Genomic DNA, 20,650 nt, shown 5'->3' on the forward strand with positions numbered 1-20,650 from the left:
TGCAGTCCCTTCTGATCAGACGAGCTTCTTGGATGCGAGCCAGTCGACGAGCTGCTGCCCGCCCTCGCCCTCATCGGCGACGATCTCGCCGGCCTGGCGCGGCGGGCGGGCCGTGATGTCGATGACCTCCGTGTAGGCGGCGTCCTCGCCCACCTCGGCGGCGTCCAGGTCGATGTCCTCGAGGTCGTAGTCCTCGAGCGGCTTCTTCTTCGCTGCCATGATCCCCTTGAACGAGGGGTAGCGGGGCTCGTTGATCTGGTCCGTCACGGACACGAGCGCGGGCAGCGCCACCTCGATGTACTGGGAGGCGGTGTCGCCGTCGCGGCGCACGCGCACCGTCGAGCCGTTGACCTCGACGTCCGAGGCCTGGGTGGCGGCGGGCAGGCCGAGCAGCTCGGCCACCTGGACCGGGACGACGGACATGAGCGCGTCCGTCGAGGCGAGGCCGGTGAGGATGAGGTCGACATCGCCTTCGTCCTCGATGACCTTGCGCACCGCGGCGGCGAGCACCTTCGAGGTGGAGAGCGCGTCGGAGCCCTCGATGTCCTCGTCGTAGACGTGCACGCCCTTGTGGGCACCCATCTGGAGTGCCTTGCGGACGGCGTCCTCGGCGTCCTCGGGGCCGACGGTGAGGGCGATGACCTCGCCGTCGCCGGCCTGGGACACGATCTGGAGCGCCTCTTCGACCGCGTACTCGTCGAGCTCCGACAGCAGGCCGTCGGACTCGCGGTCGACGGTGTTGTCGTCCTCGAAGCTGCGGTCGCCGGCGGCGTCCGGAACATACTTGACAAAAGCGATGATTCGCATGTGTTCGGTCATCCTCTCTGCGGGGAACCGGTGCCCGGTGCGAGTCGTCTGCGGCTCGCGAGGGCTGGCTCCCCCTAGGTTATCAACTGTTCAGTGTGTATTCGCTGGGGACGGGGGCGGCAGTCAGGTCCGCCTCAGCCATCGCCTGCGCGACCGCGCAGCCCTCGGCCACCGGCGCTCAGCTGCGCTCGGCGCCGGCGAAGACGGCCGCGAGGCCCTGGCCGCCGCCGATGCACATCGTCTCCAGGCCGTAGCGGGCCCCGCGCCGGCCCATCTCGCCGGCCAGCGTCGCGAGGATGCGGGCTCCGGTGGCGCCCACCGGGTGGCCGAGCGAGATCCCCGAGCCGTTGACGTTGACGCGCTCGAAGTCCTGGGCGCCCAGGCCCCATGCGCGGGTGCACGCGAGGACCTGGGAGGCGAAGGCCTCGTTGAGCTCGATGAGGTCCATATCGGCCATGCTCAGGCCGGCGCGGTCGAGCGCGCGGGCCGTCGCCGCGACCGGCCCGATCCCCATGGTCTCCGGCGGCACCCCGGCCACGGACCAGCTGACGAGCCGCAGCTGCGGGCTCAGGCCCAGGGCCTGGGCCCGGGCGCGCGTGGTCACGATGCAGGCCGCTGCCCCGTCGTTCTGGCCGGAGGCGTTGCCGGCGGTGACGGTCGCCTCCGCGTCCTGGCCGCCCATGATGGGCCGCAGCCTGGACAGCGATTCCAGCGAGGCGTCGGGGCGGATGTGCTCGTCCGTGCGCACCTCGTGCTCCGGTTCCTTGCGCGTGCCGGGCACGGTGATCGGCACGATCTCGTCGTCGAAGCGGCCCTCCCGGGCGGCCGCGGCGGCGCGCTGGTGGGAGCGCACGGCGTACTCGTCCTGCTCCTGACGGCCGATGCCGTACTCCCGGCGGAGGTTCTCCGCCGTCTCGATCATCCCGCCGGGGATGGGGTGGTCCCTGCCGCCCGCGGTGGCGCGCCCGCGCACCAGGCTGTCCTTGAGCTCGATGTTGCCGCCGCGCACTCCCCAGCGGATGGGGTCGGTGAAATAGCCGGTGCCGGACATCGATTCGGCGCCGCCGGCGATGACCACCTCGGCGCCCCCGGTCGCGACCTCCCCGACGGCGTTGATGACGGCCTGGAGGCCGGAGCCGCACCGGCGGTCGACCTGGCAGCCGGCCGCGGTGACGGGCAGGCCGGCGTTGAGCGCGATGATGCGGCCCAGCGCCGGGGCCTCCATCGTGGGATAGCACTGGCCGAAGACCACATCGTCGACGCCCGCCGGGTCGAGGCCGCTGCGGTCCATGAGCGCCCGCACCACCTGGGTGCCCAGCTCCTCCGCGGGCAGCGCGCGGAACTGGCCGCCGAACGCGCCCACCGGGGAGCGCAGTGGGCGGCAGATGACGATGTCGTCGAGCATGGGACCTCCCGTGAGTGTGAGCGGGCGCCCGTGCCCGCTCGGCCAGGCCCACGTTACCGCCCCGGGGGCGGCTCAGCCCACCGTCGGGAGGGCCTCGTCGGCGGTCTGGAGGACCTGGGCGAGCGCGGGATTCGCGTCCTGCTCCCGGTGGGCGAGCTGCATGAGCATGGGCGGGTGGTCCACCGCGAGCGGCACTGTCACGAGGCGCTCCGAGTCGACGTGCGCGATGGCCTGGTCGAGGCTGATGGAGATGCCGAGCCCGGTGGCCACGAGCGAGGCGATCATGAGCGAGTCCGGCGCCTCCTGGACGACCTTGGGCCGCAGCCCGGCCGCGAAGAACCAGTGGAAGAACAGCTCGCGGGTGGGCGGGCTGGGATTGCCCGGCAGCATGATGAAGTCCTCGTCGGCGAGGTCTGCGATGGTCAGCTCGGCCCGGTTCGCGAGCGGGTGGTCGCGGGCCAGGAGCACGACCGGCGACTCGCGCACGACGGCGCGGCCCTCGAGGCGCGTGGGCAGGGCGTCGGCGCGCACGAGGGCCAGGTCGAGGGTGCCGTCGACGAGGCGCGGCAGAGCGTCCGGGGTGTAGACGTCCGTCTCGAGGACGAAGTCGATGCCCGGGTTGCGCTCCTTCGAGGCGCGCACGAGCTGGGCGATGTACTGCCCGCCGGCGGCGGTGGTGAAGCCCACCCGGATCGTGCCGATGAGGCCGGCGCCGGCCTTGCGGATCGACTCGGCGGCGGCATCGGTGGCCTCGATGACGGCCCGGGCGGGCTCGACGAGGGCCGCCCCCGTGGGGGTCAGCGTGACCGAGCGGGTCGTCCGGTCGAACAGGCGGGTGCCGAGCTCGCCCTCGAGCTGGCGGATCGTGCGGCTCAGCGGCGGCTGGGCGATCTCGAGGCGCTCGGCGGCGCGGCCGAAGTGCAGTTCCTCGGCAACCGCGAGGAAGGCGCGGACCTGGTGGATTTCGATGGCAGTCTCCCTCATGGACGGGCGCGGAGCGCAGTGGCGTGCGCGGCGGCGGCGCGTGCGGGCCCGTGCTCCCGCGGGGCCGGGGCCCTTACTCGGGCCTCCGGAGCGCGGCCGCCCGGTGCCGCCGATTGCGCGTCCATTATTGCACGCTCGATATGGACTGTTTGCTTTTCGCACATATGAACGCCTGCCCGTGCACCGCGGTCCCGTGCACCGCGGGCATGGGTGGCGCCGTCCCCCGCGCCGCGGGCCCGGCCGTTCCGCGTAGGCTCGTGGCGGGTGCGGCAGGGCCGCCCGATGACCACGAGGCGAGGAGTGTTCGATGGCGAACGGGAATGCGAGCGAGCGGGAGGCCGGCGCGCCGGCGGCGGAGGCCCGGCCGGGCGCAGGCTCCCGGGGCGGCGAGGCACGGGAGGACGCGGGGCGCCGGGCCGCCCGGCTGTTCGGGCGCAGCGGCGAGGGTCCGCTCGCCGGGCTGCTCGTCGCGGACTTCGCCCGCGTGCTGGCGGGTCCCTACGCGACGATGATGCTCGCCGACCTGGGCGCGACCGTCATCAAGGTCGAGGGGCCCGGCGGCGACGACACCCGCACCTGGCGGCCGCCGGTGCGCGACGGTGAGGCGACCTACTACCTGTCCGTCAACCGCAACAAGACCGACGTCGTGCTCGACTTCAAGGATCCCGAGGACATGGCGCTCGCCCGCGAGCTGGCCCGCCGCGCCGACGTGCTCGTGGAGAACTTCAAGCCGGGCGGCCTGGCGAAGTACGGCCTCGACTACGACAGCGTGCGGGAGGAGAACCCGGACATCGTCTACGCTTCGGTGACCGGGTTCGGGCCGGCCAATCCGCAGCCGGGCTACGACCTGCTCGTCCAGGGCCTCTCCGGGTTCATGAGCCTGACGGGCGAGCCGGACGGCGAGCCGATGCGTGCGGGCGTCGCGATCTTCGACGTCATCACAGGGCTGCACACGACGATCGGCATCCTCGCCGCTCTGCGCCACCGCGACGCGACCGGGCGCGGTCAGAAGGTCGACGCGAACCTCCTGTCCTCGGCCCTGTCCGGCCTGGCGAATCAGACGAGTGCCTATGTGGCCGGCGGGGTGACGCCCACCCGGATGGGCAACGAGCACCCCAGCCTCTACCCCTATCTGCCGCTGCCCACGGGGGAGGGGGAGCTCATCCTCGCGGTCGGCAACGACCGGCAGTTCCGGGCCGCCTGCGAGGTCCTCGGCCACCCGAAGTGGGCCGACGACGAGCGCTTCGCCCGCAACGACGCGCGCAACGGCCACCGCCCCGAGCTGGCCGAGCTGCTCATCGAGGCGCTCTCCCACCGCGACGCGCAGGAGTGGTACGCGCGGCTGACCGAGCGCGGTGTGCCGTGCGCGCCGATCAACTCCGTGGCCCAGGGCGTCGAGCTCGCGGAGAGCCTGGGGCTCGCCCCGATCGCGCGGGCCGGCGGGCGGCCCGATGCGGTGCCGACGGTCGCCAATCCGATCACCCTGTCCGAGACGAGCGTGCAGTACGACCTGGACCCGCCCGCCCTCGGCGCGGACTCCGAGGCCGTCCGCGCCTGGCTGCGCGAGCGCTGAGCCGCCCGCCCATCCGTACGAGATGTACCGCACGATGCTGCGGCGCCACGACGACCGCCTCGTCAAGGTCAGCCCCGGCACCCTCTACCACCAGGTCGGCAGGCTCGCCGAGTACGGCCTCGTCCGCGAGCGCGGGACCGAGCGGGCGGGCAACCGGCCCGAGCGCACGACCTACGCCATCACCTCGGCGGGGCGGGAGGCCCTGCGCGCCGAGGTGCGGCGGCTGATCGCGGAGCCGACCGGCGAGCGGTCCGACTTCCGCGTGGGCCTCGCGGAGATCGGGCACCTGAGCGCCCCGGCGGCGCGCGCCGCCCTCGCCGACCGGCTGGCCAATGCGCGCGCCGAGCGCGAGGAGGCGCGCGCGGCGATCCGCGGCATCGAGCGCGTGGGCCTCGCCGAGCGGCACTGGCTCGACCACACGTACGGGCTCGCCGTCGCCGAGGCGCAGATCGCCTGGCTCGCGGGCGTCCTCGAGCGCCTCGACGCCGGTGCGCTGGCGTGGGAGGGCAGCCGCATCGCCGGCCCCTCCTGAGCCGACCCGCCGGCCGGCCCGAACCATCCCGCCCGTTCCCCTCCGCCGAACCCGAAGGACTCACCCACCATGACCGATACCGTGAAGCCGTGGCCCGCCCTGTGGTCGCTCATCTTCGGCTTCTTCATGATCCTCGTGGACGCGACGATCGTGACCGTTGCGATCCCGCGGCTCGCGACCGACCTCGACACCTCGCTCACCGCCGTCATCTGGGTGACGAGCGCCTACCTGCTCGCCTATGCGGTGCCGCTGCTCATCACCGGCCGGCTGGGCGACCGGTTCGGCCCGCGGCGGCTCTACCTCATCGGCCTGACGGTCTTCACCGCCTCGAGCCTGTGGTGCGGGCTCGCCGGCTCGATCGAGATGCTCATCCTCGCCCGCGTGGCGCAGGGCCTGGGCGCCTCGATCATGACGCCGCAGACCATGGCCGTCATTACTCGTCTCTTCCCGCCGGACAAGCGCGGGGCCGCCATGGGCCTGTGGGGTGCGACGGCCGGCGTCGCAAGCCTCGTGGGGCCGCTGCTGGGCGGCGTTCTCGTCGACGGTCTGGGCTGGCAGTGGATCTTCTTCGTCAACGTGCCGGTGGGCATCGTGGGCTTCGTCCTCGCGATCGTCAACGTGCCCGTCCTCGAGACCCACCGCCATCGCTTCGACTGGCTGGGCGTGGCCCTGTCGGCCATCGGCATGTTCCTCGTAGTCTTCGGCATCCAGGAGGGCGAGAACTTCGGCTGGGGCACCATCGCGGGGCCCATCAGCGTCTGGTCGCTCATCATCGGGGGCGCCGTCGTCCTCGCCGCGTTCGTGGGCTGGCAGGCCTACCTGGGCCGGCCGCCGGAGCCCGCTGGCCGGCGCACCCGGCCGCGCCCGGAACCGCTGCTGCCGCTCGTGCTCTTCCGCGACCGCAACTTCGCGCTCGCCAACCTCGCGGTGACGACCGTGGGCTTCGTCGTGTCGTCCATGATGCTGCCGATCATGCTGTGGACCCAGAACGTCCACGGCTTCACGCCCACCCAGTCGGCCCTGCTGCTGGCCCCCACGGCCGTGATCTCCGGTGTGCTGGCTCCCGTCGTGGGCCGCAGGCTCGAGGTGTGGAGCACCCGCTGGGTGGCCTCCGCCGGACTGGGGATGTTCGCGGTCGGCACCGCCCTCTACGGCGCGCAGATCGCCGCGAACGCGGCCTGGCCGTGGCTGCTCGTGCCCGCGGTGGTGCTCGGGCTGGCCAACGCCTGCACGTGGGGCCCGCTGTCGGTCTCCGCCACCCGGAACCTGCCGCGCCTGCTGGCCGGCGCGGGCTCCGGGGTGTACAACACGACGCGCCAGGTGGGCGCCGTGCTCGGCTCGGCCGCGATCGCCGCGATGATGGAGGTGCGGATCACCGCCGAGCTCAGCGCCGCGGCCGGGAGCGCCGGCGGCGCGGGGGCGGGCACCGCGGCCGGGGCCTCCGGGGCGCTGCCGGGGTTCCTCCACACCGCGTTCTCCCGCGCGATGGGCCAGTCCGAGTACCTGCCCGCCGCCGTCATCGCCCTGGGCATGGTGGCCGCGCTGTTCCTCGTCTCCGCGCGCCGCGATGCCGCGCGCAAGGCCGCCGCGGCACAGGGGTAGGCGCTCAGACGCCGCCGCCCAGCGTGACGCCGCCGTCCAGCGTGAGGATCTGCCCGGTGACCCAGCTCGCGTCCTCGGACAGGAGGAAGGCGACGGGCCCGGCGATGTCCGCGGGCACGCCGAGGCGCTTGAGGGGGTAGCCCTGCGCGACCTTCTCCTCGCCGGCCTCGTAGAGCTTCTCCGCGAACTTCGTCTTCACGACCGCCGGCGCCACGCCGTTGACCCGGACCGTGGGGCCCAGCTCATAGGCAAGCTGCTGCGTGATGTGGATGAGCATGGCCTTGGACGAGCCGTAGAAACCGATCCCGTCGGGCTGGCGCAGGGCCGCCACGGAGGCGAGGTTGACGATCGCCCCGCCGCGCTCGGCCATCGAGGCGCTCCACACGGCCTGCGCCCACAGCAGCGGCGCCAGCGCGTTGACCTCGAAGATCTTCCTGGCGCTGCGGTCCTCGAGCTCGATCATGGGGCCGTAGACGGGGTTGATGCCCGTGTTGTTGACGAGGAAGTCGATGGGGCCGAACGCGTCGACCGTCTGCGCGATCGCCGCGTCGCGGTGGGCGGGGTCGTCGGCCTTGCCGGCGATGCCGAGCGCGCGGGCGGACCCGCCGAGCTGCTCGACCGCCGCGGCGAGCGCCTCCTCGCCGCGGGCCGTGATGGCCACGCGCGCGCCCTCGGCGACGAGCCGCTCGGCGATGCCGAGCCCGATCCCGCGCGAGGCCCCGGTGATGATGGCGACCTTGCCCTCGAAGCGTCCTGCCATGTCTCCTCCTCGTGTCTGCGCACACCCGGATTTGAGCGTGCCGAACAATTGTTCAGCATCGTAACAGCCGGGTGGGCCCGCACGGGCGGTGCGCCCCTACAGGGTGGGGATGTCGGCCAGCAGCGCCTTCGTGTACGCGTGGGTGGGGTGGGCGAACACGTCGTCCACCGGCCCGTAGTCCACGATCCGGCCCCGGTTGAGGATCGCCAGGTTGTCCGCGATGTGCCGGGCCAGCGTGATGTTGTGCGTGACGAAGAGCATCGCCAGCCCGTTCTCCTCCCGCAGCCGCCGCAGCAGCCCGATGATCGAGGCCTGGACGGAGACGTCGAGGGCGCTCGTGACCTCGTCGCACACGAGGACGCGCGGCGAATTCACCAGCGCGCGCGCGATCGCGGCGCGCTGCCGCTCGCCGCCGGACAGGTCGCCCGGCCGGCGGTCGAAGAACGAGCGGCCCAGCCGCACGGCGTCGAGGGCCTCCTCGACGACCCGGCGCCTTCGGGCCTTGGGCACCCGCTGGGACGTCTCGAGCGGCACCGTGAGGGACTCGCCGATCGTGCGGCGCGGGTTGAGCGAGGAGAACGGGCTCTGGAAGACGTACTGGATGGCCGAGCGCTGCTCGGCAGTGCGCTTGCGGGTCGAGGGCGCGAGCTGCGCACTCTCGAGCGCCACCGTGCCCGTGTAGTCGTCGATGAGACCCGCGACGCAGCGGGAGAGCGTCGTCTTGCCCGAGCCGGACTCGCCCAGCAGCATCGTGCACTCGCCGGGCTCCAGCGTGAGGTCGATGCCGTCGAGGATCTGCGCCTCGCCGTAGGAGAGCCGGATGTTCCGTGCGGCCAGCAGCGGCGGTGCCGTCGCGTCGTCGGCGATCCGGGCGGGGGAGTCGCGGTAGGGGTCGCCGCCGATCGCCTTGCGCCCGGCGAGGTCCGGCACCGCCTCGAGCAGGCGCTTCGTGTAGTCGTGCTCGGGATGGTGGAGGACGCGCTCGACCGGGCCCTCCTCGACGAGCATGCCGCGCAGCATGACGGCGACCCGGTCCGCGAGCTCCGCGACGACCGCCAGGTCATGGGTGATGTAGAGCCCGGCGACGTCGTTGCGGCGCGTCATGTCGCGGATCGTGTCGAGCACGTGCGCCTGCGTGGAGACGTCGAGGCCCGTGGTGGGCTCGTCGAGGATGAGCACATCGGGGAACATCGCGAACGCCATCGCGATGCCGATGCGCTGCTGCTGGCCGCCGGAGAGCTGATGGGGCCACCGCCTCCGGTAGTCCCGGTCCGAGGGCAGCCCCACGTCGGCGAGGACCTCGGCGACCCGCGCCTCGCGTGCGGCATCCGAATCGCCCCAGCGGTGGACGTCGAGGACCTCGCGGATCTGCTCGCCCACCCGCATCGCCGGGTTGAGGGAGAGCGCGGGGTCCTGGGGGATGTAGGCCACGCGCGCGCCGCGCAGCTGGCGCAGCGCGTCCTCGCCGAGCTCCTGGACGACGATGCGCTCGCCACCGCGCGGCCAGATCGTCACGGACCCGCCCGTGTGCTTGAGGCCCGCGCGGAAGTGGCCCAGGCAGGCCAGCCCGGCGGTGGTCTTGCCGGAGCCGGATTCGCCCACGAGGCCCAGCAGCTGGCCGCGGCGCAGGCTCAGGCTGATCCCGTGGAGGATCTCGGCGTCGCCGGTCGTGGCGATCCTCAGGTCGTCGATGCGCAGGACGACGTCGGCGCCGTCGGCGGGTCCGGCCGGGGCCGGCTGCGCCGCACCGGGCGCGGGGGCCGCGCCGGGCGCGGCGGGGGGAGCGGTGGTCATCATTCCTCCACGGTCGTCTGGGCGGTGGCGCGGGCGATCGCATCGGCGAGGAGGTTCGTGCCGATGGTGAGCACCGCGATCGCGAACACGGACAGCAGCACGCCCCAGGGCTGGACGCTCAGGGCGATCCGGTTCTCGTTGATCATGAGGCCCCAGTCCGCGGTGGGCGGCTGCATGCCCAGGCCCAGGAACGACAGCGAGGCGATCGCGCCGATCGAGTAGGTCAGGCGCAGCCCGGCCTCCACGGACAGGGGGCCGGCGATGTTGGGCAGGATCTCGCGGCCGATGATCCGCCAGCGCGGCACCGAGTACATCTCCGCGGCGCGGATGTAGTCCTCGTTGATGACGCGCAGCGTCGCCGAGCGCGCCACGCGGGCGATCCGGGGTGCGTGGGTGAGGCCGATGACGACGACGAGGACCCACCCCTTGGGCCCGAGCACGGTGATCGCCAGCAGCGCGAACACGAGCTGCGGGATGGCGAGCACGATGTCGTTGAGCCGCATGATGACGGAGTCGAGCCAGCCGCGGGCATAGGCGGCGAGCATGCCCAGCGCCCCGCCCACGACCATGCCCAGCGCGGTGGCGAGCACGGAGTAGAGGAGGAGCAGGCGCCCGCCGTCGAGGAACCGGGCGAGCACGCTGCGGCCCAGGTTGTCCGTGCCGAAGACGCCGGAGTGGGCGAAGGGCCTGTCCGCGAACTGGTAGGGCGTGTAGCCGGTCAGGGGCGCCGCGAGGAGTGGGCCGAAGACGGCGAGGACCACGACGACGGCCGTGAGGACGATGCCCACGCGCCCCTCGCTCTGCGCCCACACGCGGCGCAGCACGCCGGGCGGCTTCGACGAGGTGCGCGGGGGCGCGCCCGTGGGGTCCGAGGTCAGGATGTGCGTGCTCATGCGGCTGCGCTCCTCAGCTTCGGATCGGCCATGATGCCGATGATGTCGGCGGCGAGGTTGACGACGATGTAGACCGCCGCGACGATCATCGACACCGCCTGGACGACGGCGACGTCACGGTAGTTCACGGCGTCGATGAGCGCCTGGCCCATGCCGGGGAAGCGGAAGAGGAACTCGACGACCACGACGCCGCCGGCCAGCCACGCGAGCTGGATCGCGACGACCTGGGCGACGGGCCCGATCGCGTGGGGCAGCGCATGGCGGAAGATCACCCGGCGCTCCGGGACGCCCTTGAGGCGTGCCATCTCGATGTAGCCGGAGTCGAGCACCTCGATCATCGTCGCGCGCATCATGCGCGCAATGTAGGGCGCGACGACCAGCGCGAGCGTGAGGGTGGGAAGCACGAGCTGCGAGGGGATGAGCCACACCGGCTGGCCGGGCGGCGACATGGTCACGGCGGGCAGGATCTTCAGCACCGAGGTGGCGAACAGCGTGATGAGCCCGATGCCGATGACGAACTCGGGCAGCGCCGCGAGTGCGAGCGTCACCCACGTGACCGCCGAGTCCGAGCGCCTGCCGCGGTGCAGGGCGGAGAAGATTCCCACCGCGATGCCCACCGGCACGGAGATGAGCGCGGCCAGCGCCATGAGGACGAGGCTGTTGCCCAGCCGCTCGCCCAGCAGCACGGCCACGGGGGCGTTCGCGGAGGTCGAGAGGCCGAAGTCGCCGGTGAACAGGCCGCCGAGCCACAGGAAGTAGCGCACGACGGGCGGCTGGTCGAGGTGCATCTGCTCGTTGAGCGCGGCGATCCGCTCCGGGGTCGCCTGCTGGCCGAGGATGGCGCGGGCCGGATCGCCCGGCAGCAGGAGGGTCGCGGCGAAGACGATGACGGATACGGCCAGCAGGATGAGCACGGAGACGGCCAGCCGCTTGGCGATGAGCTTGGCGATCATGAGACCTCCCCGATCCACACGCGGTTGAAGTTGTAGCCGCCCAGCGGGATGCCGGTCGCGTTCTCCTTCATGCCGGCCACGTACTTCTGGTAGGCGTCCACCTGGTTGGCGAACCCCCAGATGATGTAGCCGCCCTCGTCGAAGAGCATCTCCTGGCCCTGCCGGATGAGCTTCGCCCGCTTGGCCTCGTCGAGCTCGCCACGCGCCTGCGCCGCGAGCCGCTCGAAGCGCGGATTGTCCCAGTGGGTCTCGTTGAACGGGGCGTCCTTGACGGTGCCGGCGACGGTCTGGCCCAGGATGTTGCGCGAGTTCCAGAAGTCCTGCGCGAAGTCCCACTGGAGGTAGTCGTCGCCGAAGAACGTCGTGGAGTCCACCCGGCGGATGCTCACGTCGATGTCCGCGGCCTTGGCCTGCTGGGCGAAGACCTGGGCGGCCTCGACGACGCCGGACTGGATGGGGGCCGTGACGAGCTCGACCTTGAGGCCGTTGCCGTGGCCGGCCGCCGCGAGGAGCTCCTTGGCCTTCGCGATGTCCTGCGTGCGCTGCGGGATGTCCTTGGGATAGGCGGGATCGAGGATGCCGTACATGTCGTTGCCCAGCTGGCCGAACCCGGAGAGGACCTGGTCGATCATCTGCTGGCGGTCGACGACGAGCCGGAACGCCTGGCGGACCCGCACATCGTCGAACGGCGGGCGGTCGACGCGCATGGTGAAGGGCATCCACCGGCCGGTCTTGGAGTTGAGGATCGCCATGCGCTCGTCGGAGCCGATCACCTCGACGAGGGCGAGGGGGATCTGCGAGACCGCGTCGACCTGGCTGGAGAGCAGGGCGTTGATGACCGCGTCGTCGTCGTTGAAGCTCAGCAGGCGCACCTCGTCGACGAACGGCCCCGTCTTGCCCCAGTAGTGCGGGTTGGGCTTGAGGACGGTCGACTCGCCGGGGGCGAATGACTCGAGGACGAAGGGGCCGGTGCCGATCGGCTTCTTGGGGTCGTAGCCGCGGGGCACGATCCCGCCGGCGTACTGCCCGATCTGGTCGTCGAGGACGCTGTTGGGCTCGCTCAGGCGGAACTCCACCGTGTGCGGACCGGTCTTGACGACGTCGTCGAGCATCGTGAGCCCGGACGCGATGACCTTGGGGTCCTTCTTGTCGGTGATGCGCTTGAACGTGTAGACGACGTCCTCGGGCTCGAGCGGTGAGCCGTCGGAGAACCTCACCCCGGTCCGCAGCGTGGCCGTCCACACGGTGGCGGCGGCGTTGGGCTTGAACGAGGTGGCCAGGCGGGGACGCAGGACGTAGTCGTCGTCGCGCATGAGGAGGGGATCGTAGAGGTTGACCGTGCGGGCGATGTCGCCGTTGTTGACGGGGGAGTGGGCATCGGCCGTGTCCGCGGCCGAGCCGCCGGTCAGGCCCACGCGCAGGATCCCGCCCTTGCGCGGGGGCCCCTCGACCTGGAAGTGCTCACCGCCGCCGGCGCCGTTCGAACAGGCGGCCAGCAGGCCGAGCGAGCCCAGCGCCGCTCCCGAGCCGAGCAGGCCGCGGCGGCTCAGCCTGTGCGCGCCCGGCCTCCTCCTGTGTTCGGGCTCTGGCATCGTCTCTCCTCACTTTCGGCCGCGGCGCGGCCGGCGCAGCCGTGCATCGGAGCCCGAGGCGGCGGCTGCTGCCGCTGCGGGCTGCGGGCGCGTGCGCACCCGGGGCGGGGCCGGCCGCGCTGGGTGCGCCGCGGCCGCCCGGCAGGACTCAGAGGCCGACCCGGCGGCCGCTCCAGTCGGGAGCGGGCGACAGGCGCGCCTCGGCGGCGGCTCTCACCTCCTCCGGCAGCGGAACCGCGCGCCCGGCCGCCTGGTCGACGTGCAACGCGAGCAGCTCCTCTGTGGCGATGATCTCATTTCCCGCATACATCGTATGTGCCAGCTGCAGTTTCCTCTCCGCGGCGCCGATCACCTCGGTGGCGATCCGCAGCTGGGCGCCCAGGCCCACCTCGGAGAGGTAGCGCACGTGCGACTCCACCGTGTACAGGGAGCAGCCGCTGGCGGCGCGGTAGTCCTCGCCCAGTCCCAGCGCGGCCATCGCCTCGTCCGTCGCGAAGCCGAAGACCAGGACGTAGTAGCCCTCGGAGAAGTGGCCGTTGTAGTCGATCCACTCCGCGCGGACCTCGGTCGCGTACTCGCTCACGCCCATCTCAGCCCTCCTCCCGCTCCGCGGCGCCGTCGATCTCCCGGGCCGCCTGCGCGGCGGCCGACTCGTAGGCCTCCCTCACGGAGGCGACGGCCTTGCGGACGGCGATGATCGAGGCGTCCCGGGCGTGGACGAGCTGCTCGAAGGTGCGCTCGCCCACCTCGTCGTCCGAGCCCGCGATGACGGCATCGCGCAGCCGGTCGGTGAGCTCGGGGGCCTCGAGGCGGGTCCACGGGGACAGCAGGGAGGGGCCGAAGTGGTCGAGCATGTGGGCCATGCCGCCCTCGCCGCCGGCCAGGTGGAACGTGAGCATGGGGCCCTGGAGGGGCCAGCGCAGGCCCGGCCCATCGGTGATCGAGCGGTCGATCTGCTCGACGGTCGCCTCGCCGTTGTCCACCATGTGCAGCGCCTCGCGCCACAGCGCCTCCTGGAGCCGGTTGGCGATGAAGCCGGGCACCTCGGCGTCCATCCGGATGACGGACTTGCCCAGGCGCTCGTAGAAGGCCGCCGCCCAGGCAACGGCGGCGGGCTCCGTGGCCGCCCCGCCCACCACCTCGACGAGCGGGATGAGGTAGGACGGGTTGAACGGGTGGCCCACGACGAGGTGCGAGGGATCTGCCGCCAGCCCGGCCATCTCCGTCATCGAGTACCCGGAGGTGGACGAGCCGATGACGACGTCGGCGGGGGCGGCCGCGGCGATGTCGGCGAGCAGCCGCTGCTTGACCTCGAGCACCTCCGGCGCGGACTCCTGGACGAAGCCCACGCCCTCGAGGGCCTCGGCGAGGTCGGTGTGCACGGACCACGCACTGCGATCGGCGCCGGGGGCCAGGCCCAGCTCGGTGAGCGCGGGCCAGGCTGCGTCGATGAGGCGCTCGAGCTTCTCCGGGGCATCGGGGCTGGGATCCCAGACCCGCACCCGCATGCCGCGGGAGAGGAAGTAGGCGGCCCAGCCGCCGCCGATCGTGCCGGCGCCGACGCAGGCGGCGGTGTCGACGGAGTCCAGGGGGCGCAGGGGCGGGCGAACGGCCATGGGGTGTCCTTTCGGTGCGGGGTCAGGGGGAGTGCGGCGGCGCTCAGTGCTGGGCGAGGCCCAGGATCTCGCGGGCCTCGTTCGGGGAGGCGACCCGCGCGCCCATGCGCTCGATGATCTCGATGGCGCGCTGCGTGAGCGAGGCGTTGGTGGCCTTCACGCCCTTGGAGAGGTAGAGGTTGTCCTCGAGGCCCACGCGCACGTGGCCGCCGAGCATGATCGACTGGGCGACCCACGGGAGCTGGTTGGCGCCGATCGCGAACGCCGTGAACTGCGCGTCGGCGGGCAGCAGGCCCACCATGGCCTGGAGCAGGGCGGGATCGGCCGGGGCGCCGTAGGGGATGCCCTGGCACAGCTGGTAGAGCGGCGGCGTGTCGAGCAGGCCCTCGTCGTTCATGACGTTGGCGAACCACACGTTGCCCGTGTCGAAGCACTCGAGCTCGGGCTTGACGCCGAGCTCGCGGATGCGGGCGGCGCCCTCGCGCATCATGTCCGGGGTGGAGATGTAGATCTGGCTGCCCTCGCCGAAGTTGAGGGTCCCGCAGTCGAGCGTGCAGATCTCCGGGCGCAGCCTCTCCACGTGGGTGAGGCGGGTGGCCTGGTTGACGAGGTCGGTGCCGGCGACGGAGTCCAGGGGGCTCTGCGGGTCGATCGCGTAGTCGCCGCCCATGCCCGCCGTCATGTTGATGACGGGGTCCACATCGGACTCCCGCACGAGGCGCAGCACCTCCTCGTAGTGGGCGGTCTCGCGCGAGCCCTGCTTCGTCTGCGGGTCGCGCACGTGGATGTGGACGACCGAGGCGCCCGCGCGGGCCGCGGCGATCGCATCGTTCGCGATCTCCTCCGGGGTGACGGGCACGTGCTCGCTCTTGCCGGCGGTGTCGCCGGCTCCGGTCAGGGCGCAGGTGACGATGACGTTGCGGTTCATGGCGCGGTTCCTTCCGTGGGGGTGGGCGGGGTGTGCCCGGAGCGAGGGGGTCCAGGGGCAGTTGCCAGCGGCGGGCGCGGCCGTGCCGCCGCGGGGGAGGGAGCGTGCGGGCGCAGCGTGCGCTCGATGGCCGCATCGAGGCGGGCGAGCATGTCCGGCGCGTCGATCATTCCCGTCATGACCCGGATGCCCAGGCCGTCGGCGTAGGCCGTGAGCGCCTCGACGGCGGCGTCCTGCTCGGCCGGGGAGGCAGGGGCGAAGGACCCGCTCGCGCAGCCCTCGGCGACGATCGCCGCGACGGTCCTGCGCCACCGGCCGTAGCCCTCGGCGTGCACCCGCGCGCCCTCGCCCACGGCGGCCGAGGCCCACGTCTGCATCCAGATCGACCACTCCGCGCGGCCGGTCTCGCCCTGCGGGGCCTGGAGGGCGAACAGGCGGCGCAGCCGGGCCGCCGGGTCCGCGATGCCGGCGAGCTCCGCCGCCTGGCGGTCGTAGGCGAGCTTGATGGAGTAGCGCAGCGTCTCGTGGAACAGCTCGCGCTTGGACTCGAAGTGGTAGTGCAGGGCGGCGGGGGAGACCCCGGCGGCCTGGGCGACGTCGGACATCCGCACACCGGAGAAGCCGCGGTGGGCGAAGAGCTCCCAGGCACGCTCGACGATGGCCAGGCGGCGGGAGGCATGCTCGCCCCTGCCGTGGGCCGCCGGCAGTGAGCCCGGCCGCGGCGCCGCCGCGGAACCGGAGTCGGCGAGCAGCCATGCGACGGTGGCGCCGGTGGCCGTGGCCAGCCGGAACAGCTCGTCGGGTTGGAAGCGCCGCGCCCCGCGCAGCGACTTCGACAGCTTCGTCTCGTCGAGTCCCATGCGGCGGGCCACCTCGCGCTGGGCCAGGCCCGAGGCGGCGACGGCTTCGCGCGCCCGCGCTGCGGTGCGCGGCTCGGCGGCAGGGGCCGGGGGCGCCTGCGCGGACTGTCCGCCCGGCGCCGCGGGCACTGCTGCGCTCACCATGGCAGCGAGCCTACGGACCGCTTGCGCTCATCGCAAGTGTCTGGCGACCAGTCAGCTGCCGGGCCGAATCGCAAACCGGTGGGGGCGGGCGCTGGGCGGCATGCCGAGGCGGGATGGGGCACGCTGGCAGTGCGCGGCCGCGCGCGGGCGCTGCGGTGGGGGCCATACGGCCGCACCGGAAGCTGTGCCGGAATGAGACCATGGGGCATGCCCAGTGCGACTCCGCCCGATGACGAGCCCCAGCGCATCCGCGCCCTGACCGAGAGCCTGGGCCTGCCCGGCCTCGTCGACGTCCACACGCACTTCATGCCGCAGCGGGTGCTGGCCAAGGTCTGGGACTACTTCGACTCCGCCGGCCCGCTCATCGGGCGTGCCTGGCCCATCGCCTACCGCCTGCCGGAGGACGAGCGGGTGGCCGCGCTGCGCGGCTTCGGGCTGCGGGCGTTCACCTCGCTCAACTACGCCCACCGGCCAGGCATGGCCGCGTGGCTGAATGACTGGTCGCGCGGCTTCGCGGCCCGCGTGCCGGAGTGCGCCCTGTCGGCCACCTTCTACCCGGAGGAGTCCGCGCCCGAGTACGTGGCGCAGGCCCTGGCCGCCGGGACGCGGATCTTCAAGGTCCACGTGCAGGTGGGCGCGTTCGATCCGCTCGATGAGCGCCTCGCGGCCGTCTGGGGCCTCGTCGAGGACGCACAGGTGCCCGTCGTCATCCACGTGGGCTCCGGGCCGCGGCCCGGGGAGTTCACCGGGCCGCGCGGCCCGGCCGAGCTGCTGCGCCGCCACCCCCGGCTGCGCCTCGTCTTCGCCCACATGGGCATGCCGGAGTACGCCGAGTTCCTTGCGCTGGCCGAGGCCCACGAATCGGTCGGCCTCGACACGACGATGGTCTTCACGGACTTCGTCGAGGCGGCGGACCCCTATCCGCGCGAGCTGCTGCCGCGCCTCGCACAGCTGCGCGAGCGCGTGGTGCTCGGCACGGACTTCCCCAACATCCCCTACCCCTATCTCCATCAGCTCGAGGCGCTCGAGAGCCTGGGGCTGGGCGCGGACTGGCTGCGCGCCGTCCTCCACGACAACGGGGCGCGGCTGCTGGGCCTGAGCGAATCGGCCTGACGCGGCCGGGCGGGGGATGGGCCCGGCACCGCGCGGGCCCGGAGAAGTGCCGCCTACGGCACGTCCATGTGCGCCCAGCAGGCGGTGGGCCCGAAGTCCGGCAGCAGCTCGCCGCCGATTCGCGCGAGCGCATCGGGCACCTCGGCGCCGGGCTGCTCGACCGTGAACGCGGCGCGGTGGAAGAACGTGGCCCGCACCTCGGGGCAGCGCGTGACGATCCGCGAGCGGCTCGGCAGGCCTGCCTGCGTGAGTACCTGCGGCGTCATGCCGATGAGGACCGTGCCGATCCCGCGGGAGCGGAACGCCTCGGCCACCCCCAGGCCGCGCAGGAAGAGCGCGGTGCGCTCGTCGAACTCGACGGCGGCGACGACGCTCGCGCCGGCCAGCTCCCCCTCCGGGGAGCGCACCGCGATGCCCGAATCCTGCGGATTGAGCGCGAAGCCCGCCTGCGCGACGGGATCGCCCGCGTCTTCGCGCGCCTCGGCGACCGACTCGGCCATGAGCCCGGCCACGTCGTCGCGGCCGGCCCGGCCGGTCTGCAGCTCGAATTCGAAGCCGGCGTCGATGAGCGCCTGGGCGTAGCGGACGTGCCGCTTCGCGGCCTTCTGCGGGTCGAGTCCGGGATAGAGAGCCATGGGCACGAGCCTAGCGGGCCGGGGCACACCGGGGGGCGCCCCGCGGGGCGGCGGGCGCGGCGGTTACGCCCCCTGTGCGCGCAGCACCGCCTCGATGACCTGGCTGACGCCGGCCGCCGTGTTCGGCGGGGCGGTGAAGCGGGCCGCGGCGCGCACGTCCGGGTGGGCGTTGGCCATCGCGACGGGGATGCCCGCCTCGGTCAGCATGCCGAGGTCATTGTGGAAGTCGCCGAATACCATCGTCTGCGCTCGCCCCACGCCCAGGTGGGCCTGGAGGCTGCGCAGGGCCGCCCCCTTGTCCGTGTCCGCGCGCATCATGTCGATCCAGCTCTGCCCGGAGATGACGGTGCGGTGCCCGGCCGGGTCGGTGATGCCGGCGAACACCTCGGCCAGCCGCTCGGTGGGGCTGAACGCATAGGCGGAGAGCTTGACGATGGGCCCGGTGACCGAGTCCCCGCCCTCCAGGTCGAAGGCCAGGACATCGGCCGCGACGTCGAGTGCCGAATAGTAGCGGCGCACCTCGGCGAGGAAGCGCTCGTCGCCGCGCTCGACGCGGGCCCCGCGGGCCCCGCACACGATGATCCCGGCATCGAGCCCGGCCAGCTCGGGGCTGCGCGAGGCCTCGACGATCCGGCGCACCACGCCGGGGTCGAGGACCTGCGCGGAGACCTGGGCGTCGTCGCGGACGACGAAGCCGCCGTTCTCCGCCAGGAAGAACATGCCGCGGGCGTACGGCTCACCGCTGCGCGGGGCGGGCGCGTCCTCGACGAAGAGCTGGCGCAGCGTGGCGTACGGGCGCCCGCTGGCCGGGGCGAAGGCGATGCCCGCGGCGCGCAGCCGCGCGAGCTGGTCCCACAGGGCCGGCGGCAGCCGGTCGCGGTCGTCGAGCAGCGTGCCGTCCATGTCGCTGACGATGAGCCGGATGCCCGCCAGCTCGGCGGCGGGGGCCTCCAGCGCCGAGGGCGGAGCCGGTGCCCCGGCCCCCCGGGAGGGAGTGCTGGGGGCTGCCCCGGAGGCGGCGCGGGGCTGGGCTGCGGGCTGCTGCGCGTCGTCGGCCATGCCCCCACCCTAGGCGCCGGCGCGCCGAGTGCCCGCACCCCCGCTTGGCCGGACCTCGAGTGCCTGCGCCGCCGCGCGCCCGCCCGATAGACTGCCGGGCATGGGAAAGAAGTCCAAGAAGTCCACCGCCGATGTCATCGCCAAGCGCCTCGCCCGGGCCCAGGCCTCCGCGTTCGTCAAGCGCCCGTTCGAGGGCCTGCCGTTCGAGGCCGATCTCGTGAGCCTGCGCGAACTCGTCCCGGCGGCCACCGCCACGGCGAAGCTCACCGCCGAGTACGGGGGCGACGAGATCGTCTTCGCCTCGCTGCTGCCCGCCGCCTGGCAGGGCCTGCACCGCGCCGACGGCGTCATCATGGCCGGCCTGCAGACACCCGTCTCCTCGCCCGATCCCTCGCGCGACGTCGCGGCGGCGATCCTCGCGGTCAAGGACGCCCAGCCGGGCACGCACGCCGAGGCCACCGGCGATCCGGGCCAGGGGCCCCGGCTGCAGGACATCCTCGATGCCTCCGCGCCGTTCACGGTCAGCGTGAGCGAGACGTTCGACTACTGGCTGCCCGCCGACGCCGCCCAGCAGGACGAGGAGATCCGCGACACCCTTGAGCAGGCCAACGAGTCGATCAGCCCCACGGAGAAGCTCGTGGGCGCCGAGGGCGTCTACTGGACGTCGATGGGCGGGCGCAACTACGTCCGCTGGGCGCGCTCCGAGGAGGAGGACGCGGTCATGGACGGCCTCGCCCGCCTGCACGCCCGGGGCGAGAACACGCTGGGCGGCCTGGGCCGCTACCTGGGCTGCTTCCGCGCCCACGGCATTGCGATCCCCGTGTGGGAGCTGGGCGCACACGAGCAGCCCGACGAGGTCGAGGGCGTGCTCGAGGGCTTCGCCCGCGCACTCGACGCGGCGATCGCCGACACCGCCGCGCTGAGCGCGGATGAGCGGCGCGCCCGCTCCGGCGTCGTGTCCCGCCAGCTCACGATCCGCTGATGGCGGCCGAGCACGCCGCAGGCGGCGCTGCCGCCGGCTCCGCCGCCTGCGTGATCTGGGCCCAGGACGCCGCCCGCACGATCGCCCAGACGGTGCGCGCGGCCAAGGAGATCCCGGCCGTCGACGCCGTCATCGTCGTCGACGACGCCTCCGCCGACGGCACGGAGCGCGCCGCCCGCCGCGCCGGCGCGCAGGTGCTCGTCCACGACGTCCGCCGCGGTCGCGCGGCCTCCGAGCTCACCGGGGCCTGCGCCGTGCGCAACCGCGATGTCTCCGCCGTCATGCCCGACCGCGCCCCCCGCCTGCGCCCCGTGCTCTTCGTCCCGGCGGGAGCCGGCGAGCGGGCCAGCGCCGCTGCGGCGCTCGTGGCCCCCGTGCTCGAGGGCCGGGCTGCGCTCGCGTCCGCCGCCGGGGAGCC

The 20,650-nt window shown here is 73.2% G+C and carries 20 protein-coding genes; 6 read left to right on the plus strand and 14 right to left on the minus strand.

Translation table 11 applies throughout. The features are described from left to right. Positions 1 to 15 precede the first annotated feature (15 nt). From GSY69_RS04705 to GSY69_RS04715, 3 genes are all read right to left on the minus strand, one after another. Entirely contained in the window at positions 16 to 807 is a 792-nt protein-coding gene (locus GSY69_RS04705) for an electron transfer flavoprotein subunit beta/FixA family protein (RefSeq protein WP_160952722.1), read from the minus strand. Between the two features lie 178 nt (positions 808 to 985). Further along, positions 986 to 2,212: an acetyl-CoA C-acetyltransferase gene (locus tag GSY69_RS04710; protein ID WP_160952723.1), complete on the minus strand. Its 1,227-nt coding sequence runs from the start codon at positions 2,210 to 2,212 to the stop codon at positions 986 to 988. A 72-nt stretch (positions 2,213 to 2,284) separates the two neighbouring features. Further along, positions 2,285 to 3,196: a LysR family transcriptional regulator gene (locus tag GSY69_RS04715; protein WP_160952724.1), complete on the minus strand. Its 912-nt coding sequence runs from the start codon at positions 3,194 to 3,196 to the stop codon at positions 2,285 to 2,287. Positions 3,197 to 3,503: 307 nt separating this feature from the next. Here GSY69_RS04715 and GSY69_RS04720 point away from each other — a divergent pair, with 307 nt between their 5' ends. The 3 genes from GSY69_RS04720 (at position 3,504) to GSY69_RS04730 (ending at position 6,903) form a co-directional block, all read left to right on the plus strand. Beyond that, on the plus strand, positions 3,504 to 4,769 hold the full coding sequence (locus GSY69_RS04720; RefSeq protein WP_160952725.1) for a CaiB/BaiF CoA transferase family protein: 1,266 nt from the start codon (positions 3,504 to 3,506) through the stop codon (positions 4,767 to 4,769). Beyond that, positions 4,669 to 5,301, plus strand: a complete 633-nt coding sequence (locus GSY69_RS04725) for a PadR family transcriptional regulator (RefSeq protein WP_407925005.1) — start codon at positions 4,669 to 4,671, stop codon at positions 5,299 to 5,301. Before GSY69_RS04720 ends, GSY69_RS04725 begins: the two co-directional genes overlap by 101 nt. Before the next feature lie 69 nt (positions 5,302 to 5,370). Beyond that, a complete protein-coding gene (locus tag GSY69_RS04730) occupies positions 5,371 to 6,903 on the plus strand; it encodes a DHA2 family efflux MFS transporter permease subunit (RefSeq protein ID WP_160952727.1) in 1,533 nt (510 codons plus the stop codon). A gap of 4 nt (positions 6,904 to 6,907) precedes the next feature. On the opposite strand, the gene GSY69_RS04735 is transcribed toward GSY69_RS04730, so the two are convergent. The 9 genes from GSY69_RS04735 to GSY69_RS04775 form a co-directional block, all read right to left on the minus strand. Continuing rightward, positions 6,908 to 7,663 (minus strand): SDR family oxidoreductase, encoded by a 756-nt coding sequence (locus tag GSY69_RS04735; protein ID WP_160952728.1) that lies wholly within the window; start codon positions 7,661 to 7,663, stop codon positions 6,908 to 6,910. 96 nt (positions 7,664 to 7,759) lie between these two features. Then, positions 7,760 to 9,457, minus strand: a complete 1,698-nt coding sequence (locus GSY69_RS04740; RefSeq protein ID WP_160952729.1) for an ABC transporter ATP-binding protein — start codon at positions 9,455 to 9,457, stop codon at positions 7,760 to 7,762. Continuing rightward, the gene (locus GSY69_RS04745) at positions 9,457 to 10,350 is read right to left on the minus strand and encodes an ABC transporter permease (RefSeq protein ID WP_160952730.1); all 894 of its coding nucleotides are present in this window, start codon (positions 10,348 to 10,350) and stop codon (positions 9,457 to 9,459) included. Before GSY69_RS04745 ends, GSY69_RS04740 begins: the two co-directional genes overlap by 1 nt. Next, entirely contained in the window at positions 10,347 to 11,303 is a 957-nt protein-coding gene (locus GSY69_RS04750; RefSeq protein WP_160952731.1) for an ABC transporter permease, read from the minus strand. Before GSY69_RS04750 ends, GSY69_RS04745 begins: the two co-directional genes overlap by 4 nt. Beyond that, positions 11,300 to 12,895: an ABC transporter substrate-binding protein gene (locus GSY69_RS04755; protein WP_160952732.1), complete on the minus strand. Its 1,596-nt coding sequence runs from the start codon at positions 12,893 to 12,895 to the stop codon at positions 11,300 to 11,302. The genes GSY69_RS04750 and GSY69_RS04755 overlap by 4 nt, the downstream gene beginning before the upstream one ends. Before the next feature lie 148 nt (positions 12,896 to 13,043). Beyond that, a complete protein-coding gene (locus GSY69_RS04760; RefSeq protein ID WP_160952733.1) occupies positions 13,044 to 13,484 on the minus strand; it encodes a thioesterase family protein in 441 nt (146 codons plus the stop codon). A gap of 1 nt (position 13,485) precedes the next feature. Next, on the minus strand, positions 13,486 to 14,511 hold the full coding sequence (locus GSY69_RS04765; protein ID WP_160952734.1) for a 3-hydroxyacyl-CoA dehydrogenase NAD-binding domain-containing protein: 1,026 nt from the start codon (positions 14,509 to 14,511) through the stop codon (positions 13,486 to 13,488). Positions 14,512 to 14,554: 43 nt separating this feature from the next. Further along, positions 14,555 to 15,439, minus strand: a complete 885-nt coding sequence (locus GSY69_RS04770; protein ID WP_160952735.1) for a BKACE family enzyme — start codon at positions 15,437 to 15,439, stop codon at positions 14,555 to 14,557. Beyond that, positions 15,436 to 16,443 (minus strand): TetR family transcriptional regulator, encoded by a 1,008-nt coding sequence (locus GSY69_RS04775; protein ID WP_160952736.1) that lies wholly within the window; start codon positions 16,441 to 16,443, stop codon positions 15,436 to 15,438. The genes GSY69_RS04770 and GSY69_RS04775 overlap by 4 nt, the downstream gene beginning before the upstream one ends. A 207-nt stretch (positions 16,444 to 16,650) precedes the next feature. On the opposite strand from GSY69_RS04775, the gene GSY69_RS04780 reads away from it, so the two are divergent. Further along, positions 16,651 to 17,556: an amidohydrolase family protein gene (locus GSY69_RS04780; RefSeq protein WP_202410815.1), complete on the plus strand. Its 906-nt coding sequence runs from the start codon at positions 16,651 to 16,653 to the stop codon at positions 17,554 to 17,556. 53 nt (positions 17,557 to 17,609) lie between these two features. Here the strand turns inward: GSY69_RS04780 and GSY69_RS04785 are convergent, their stop codons facing one another. Continuing rightward, entirely contained in the window at positions 17,610 to 18,191 is a 582-nt protein-coding gene (locus GSY69_RS04785) for a GNAT family N-acetyltransferase (protein WP_160952738.1), read from the minus strand. A gap of 63 nt (positions 18,192 to 18,254) precedes the next feature. Then, on the minus strand, positions 18,255 to 19,250 hold the full coding sequence (locus GSY69_RS04790; protein ID WP_160952739.1) for an HAD family hydrolase: 996 nt from the start codon (positions 19,248 to 19,250) through the stop codon (positions 18,255 to 18,257). 100 nt (positions 19,251 to 19,350) lie between these two features. Between GSY69_RS04790 and GSY69_RS04795 the strand changes: the two genes are divergently transcribed. Both GSY69_RS04795 and GSY69_RS04800 read left to right on the plus strand, forming a co-directional pair. Next, positions 19,351 to 20,232, plus strand: a complete 882-nt coding sequence (locus GSY69_RS04795; RefSeq protein WP_160952740.1) for a DUF5926 family protein — start codon at positions 19,351 to 19,353, stop codon at positions 20,230 to 20,232. Then, a partial coding sequence (locus tag GSY69_RS04800) for a glycosyltransferase (RefSeq protein ID WP_160952741.1) occupies positions 20,232 to 20,650 on the plus strand: 419 nt, incomplete at its 3' end. The genes GSY69_RS04795 and GSY69_RS04800, both read left to right, overlap by 1 nt.

The sequence above is a fragment of the Brevibacterium rongguiense genome (assembly GCF_009857845.1).
GTDB classification, from domain to species: Bacteria; Actinomycetota; Actinomycetes; order Actinomycetales; family Brevibacteriaceae; genus Brevibacterium; species Brevibacterium rongguiense.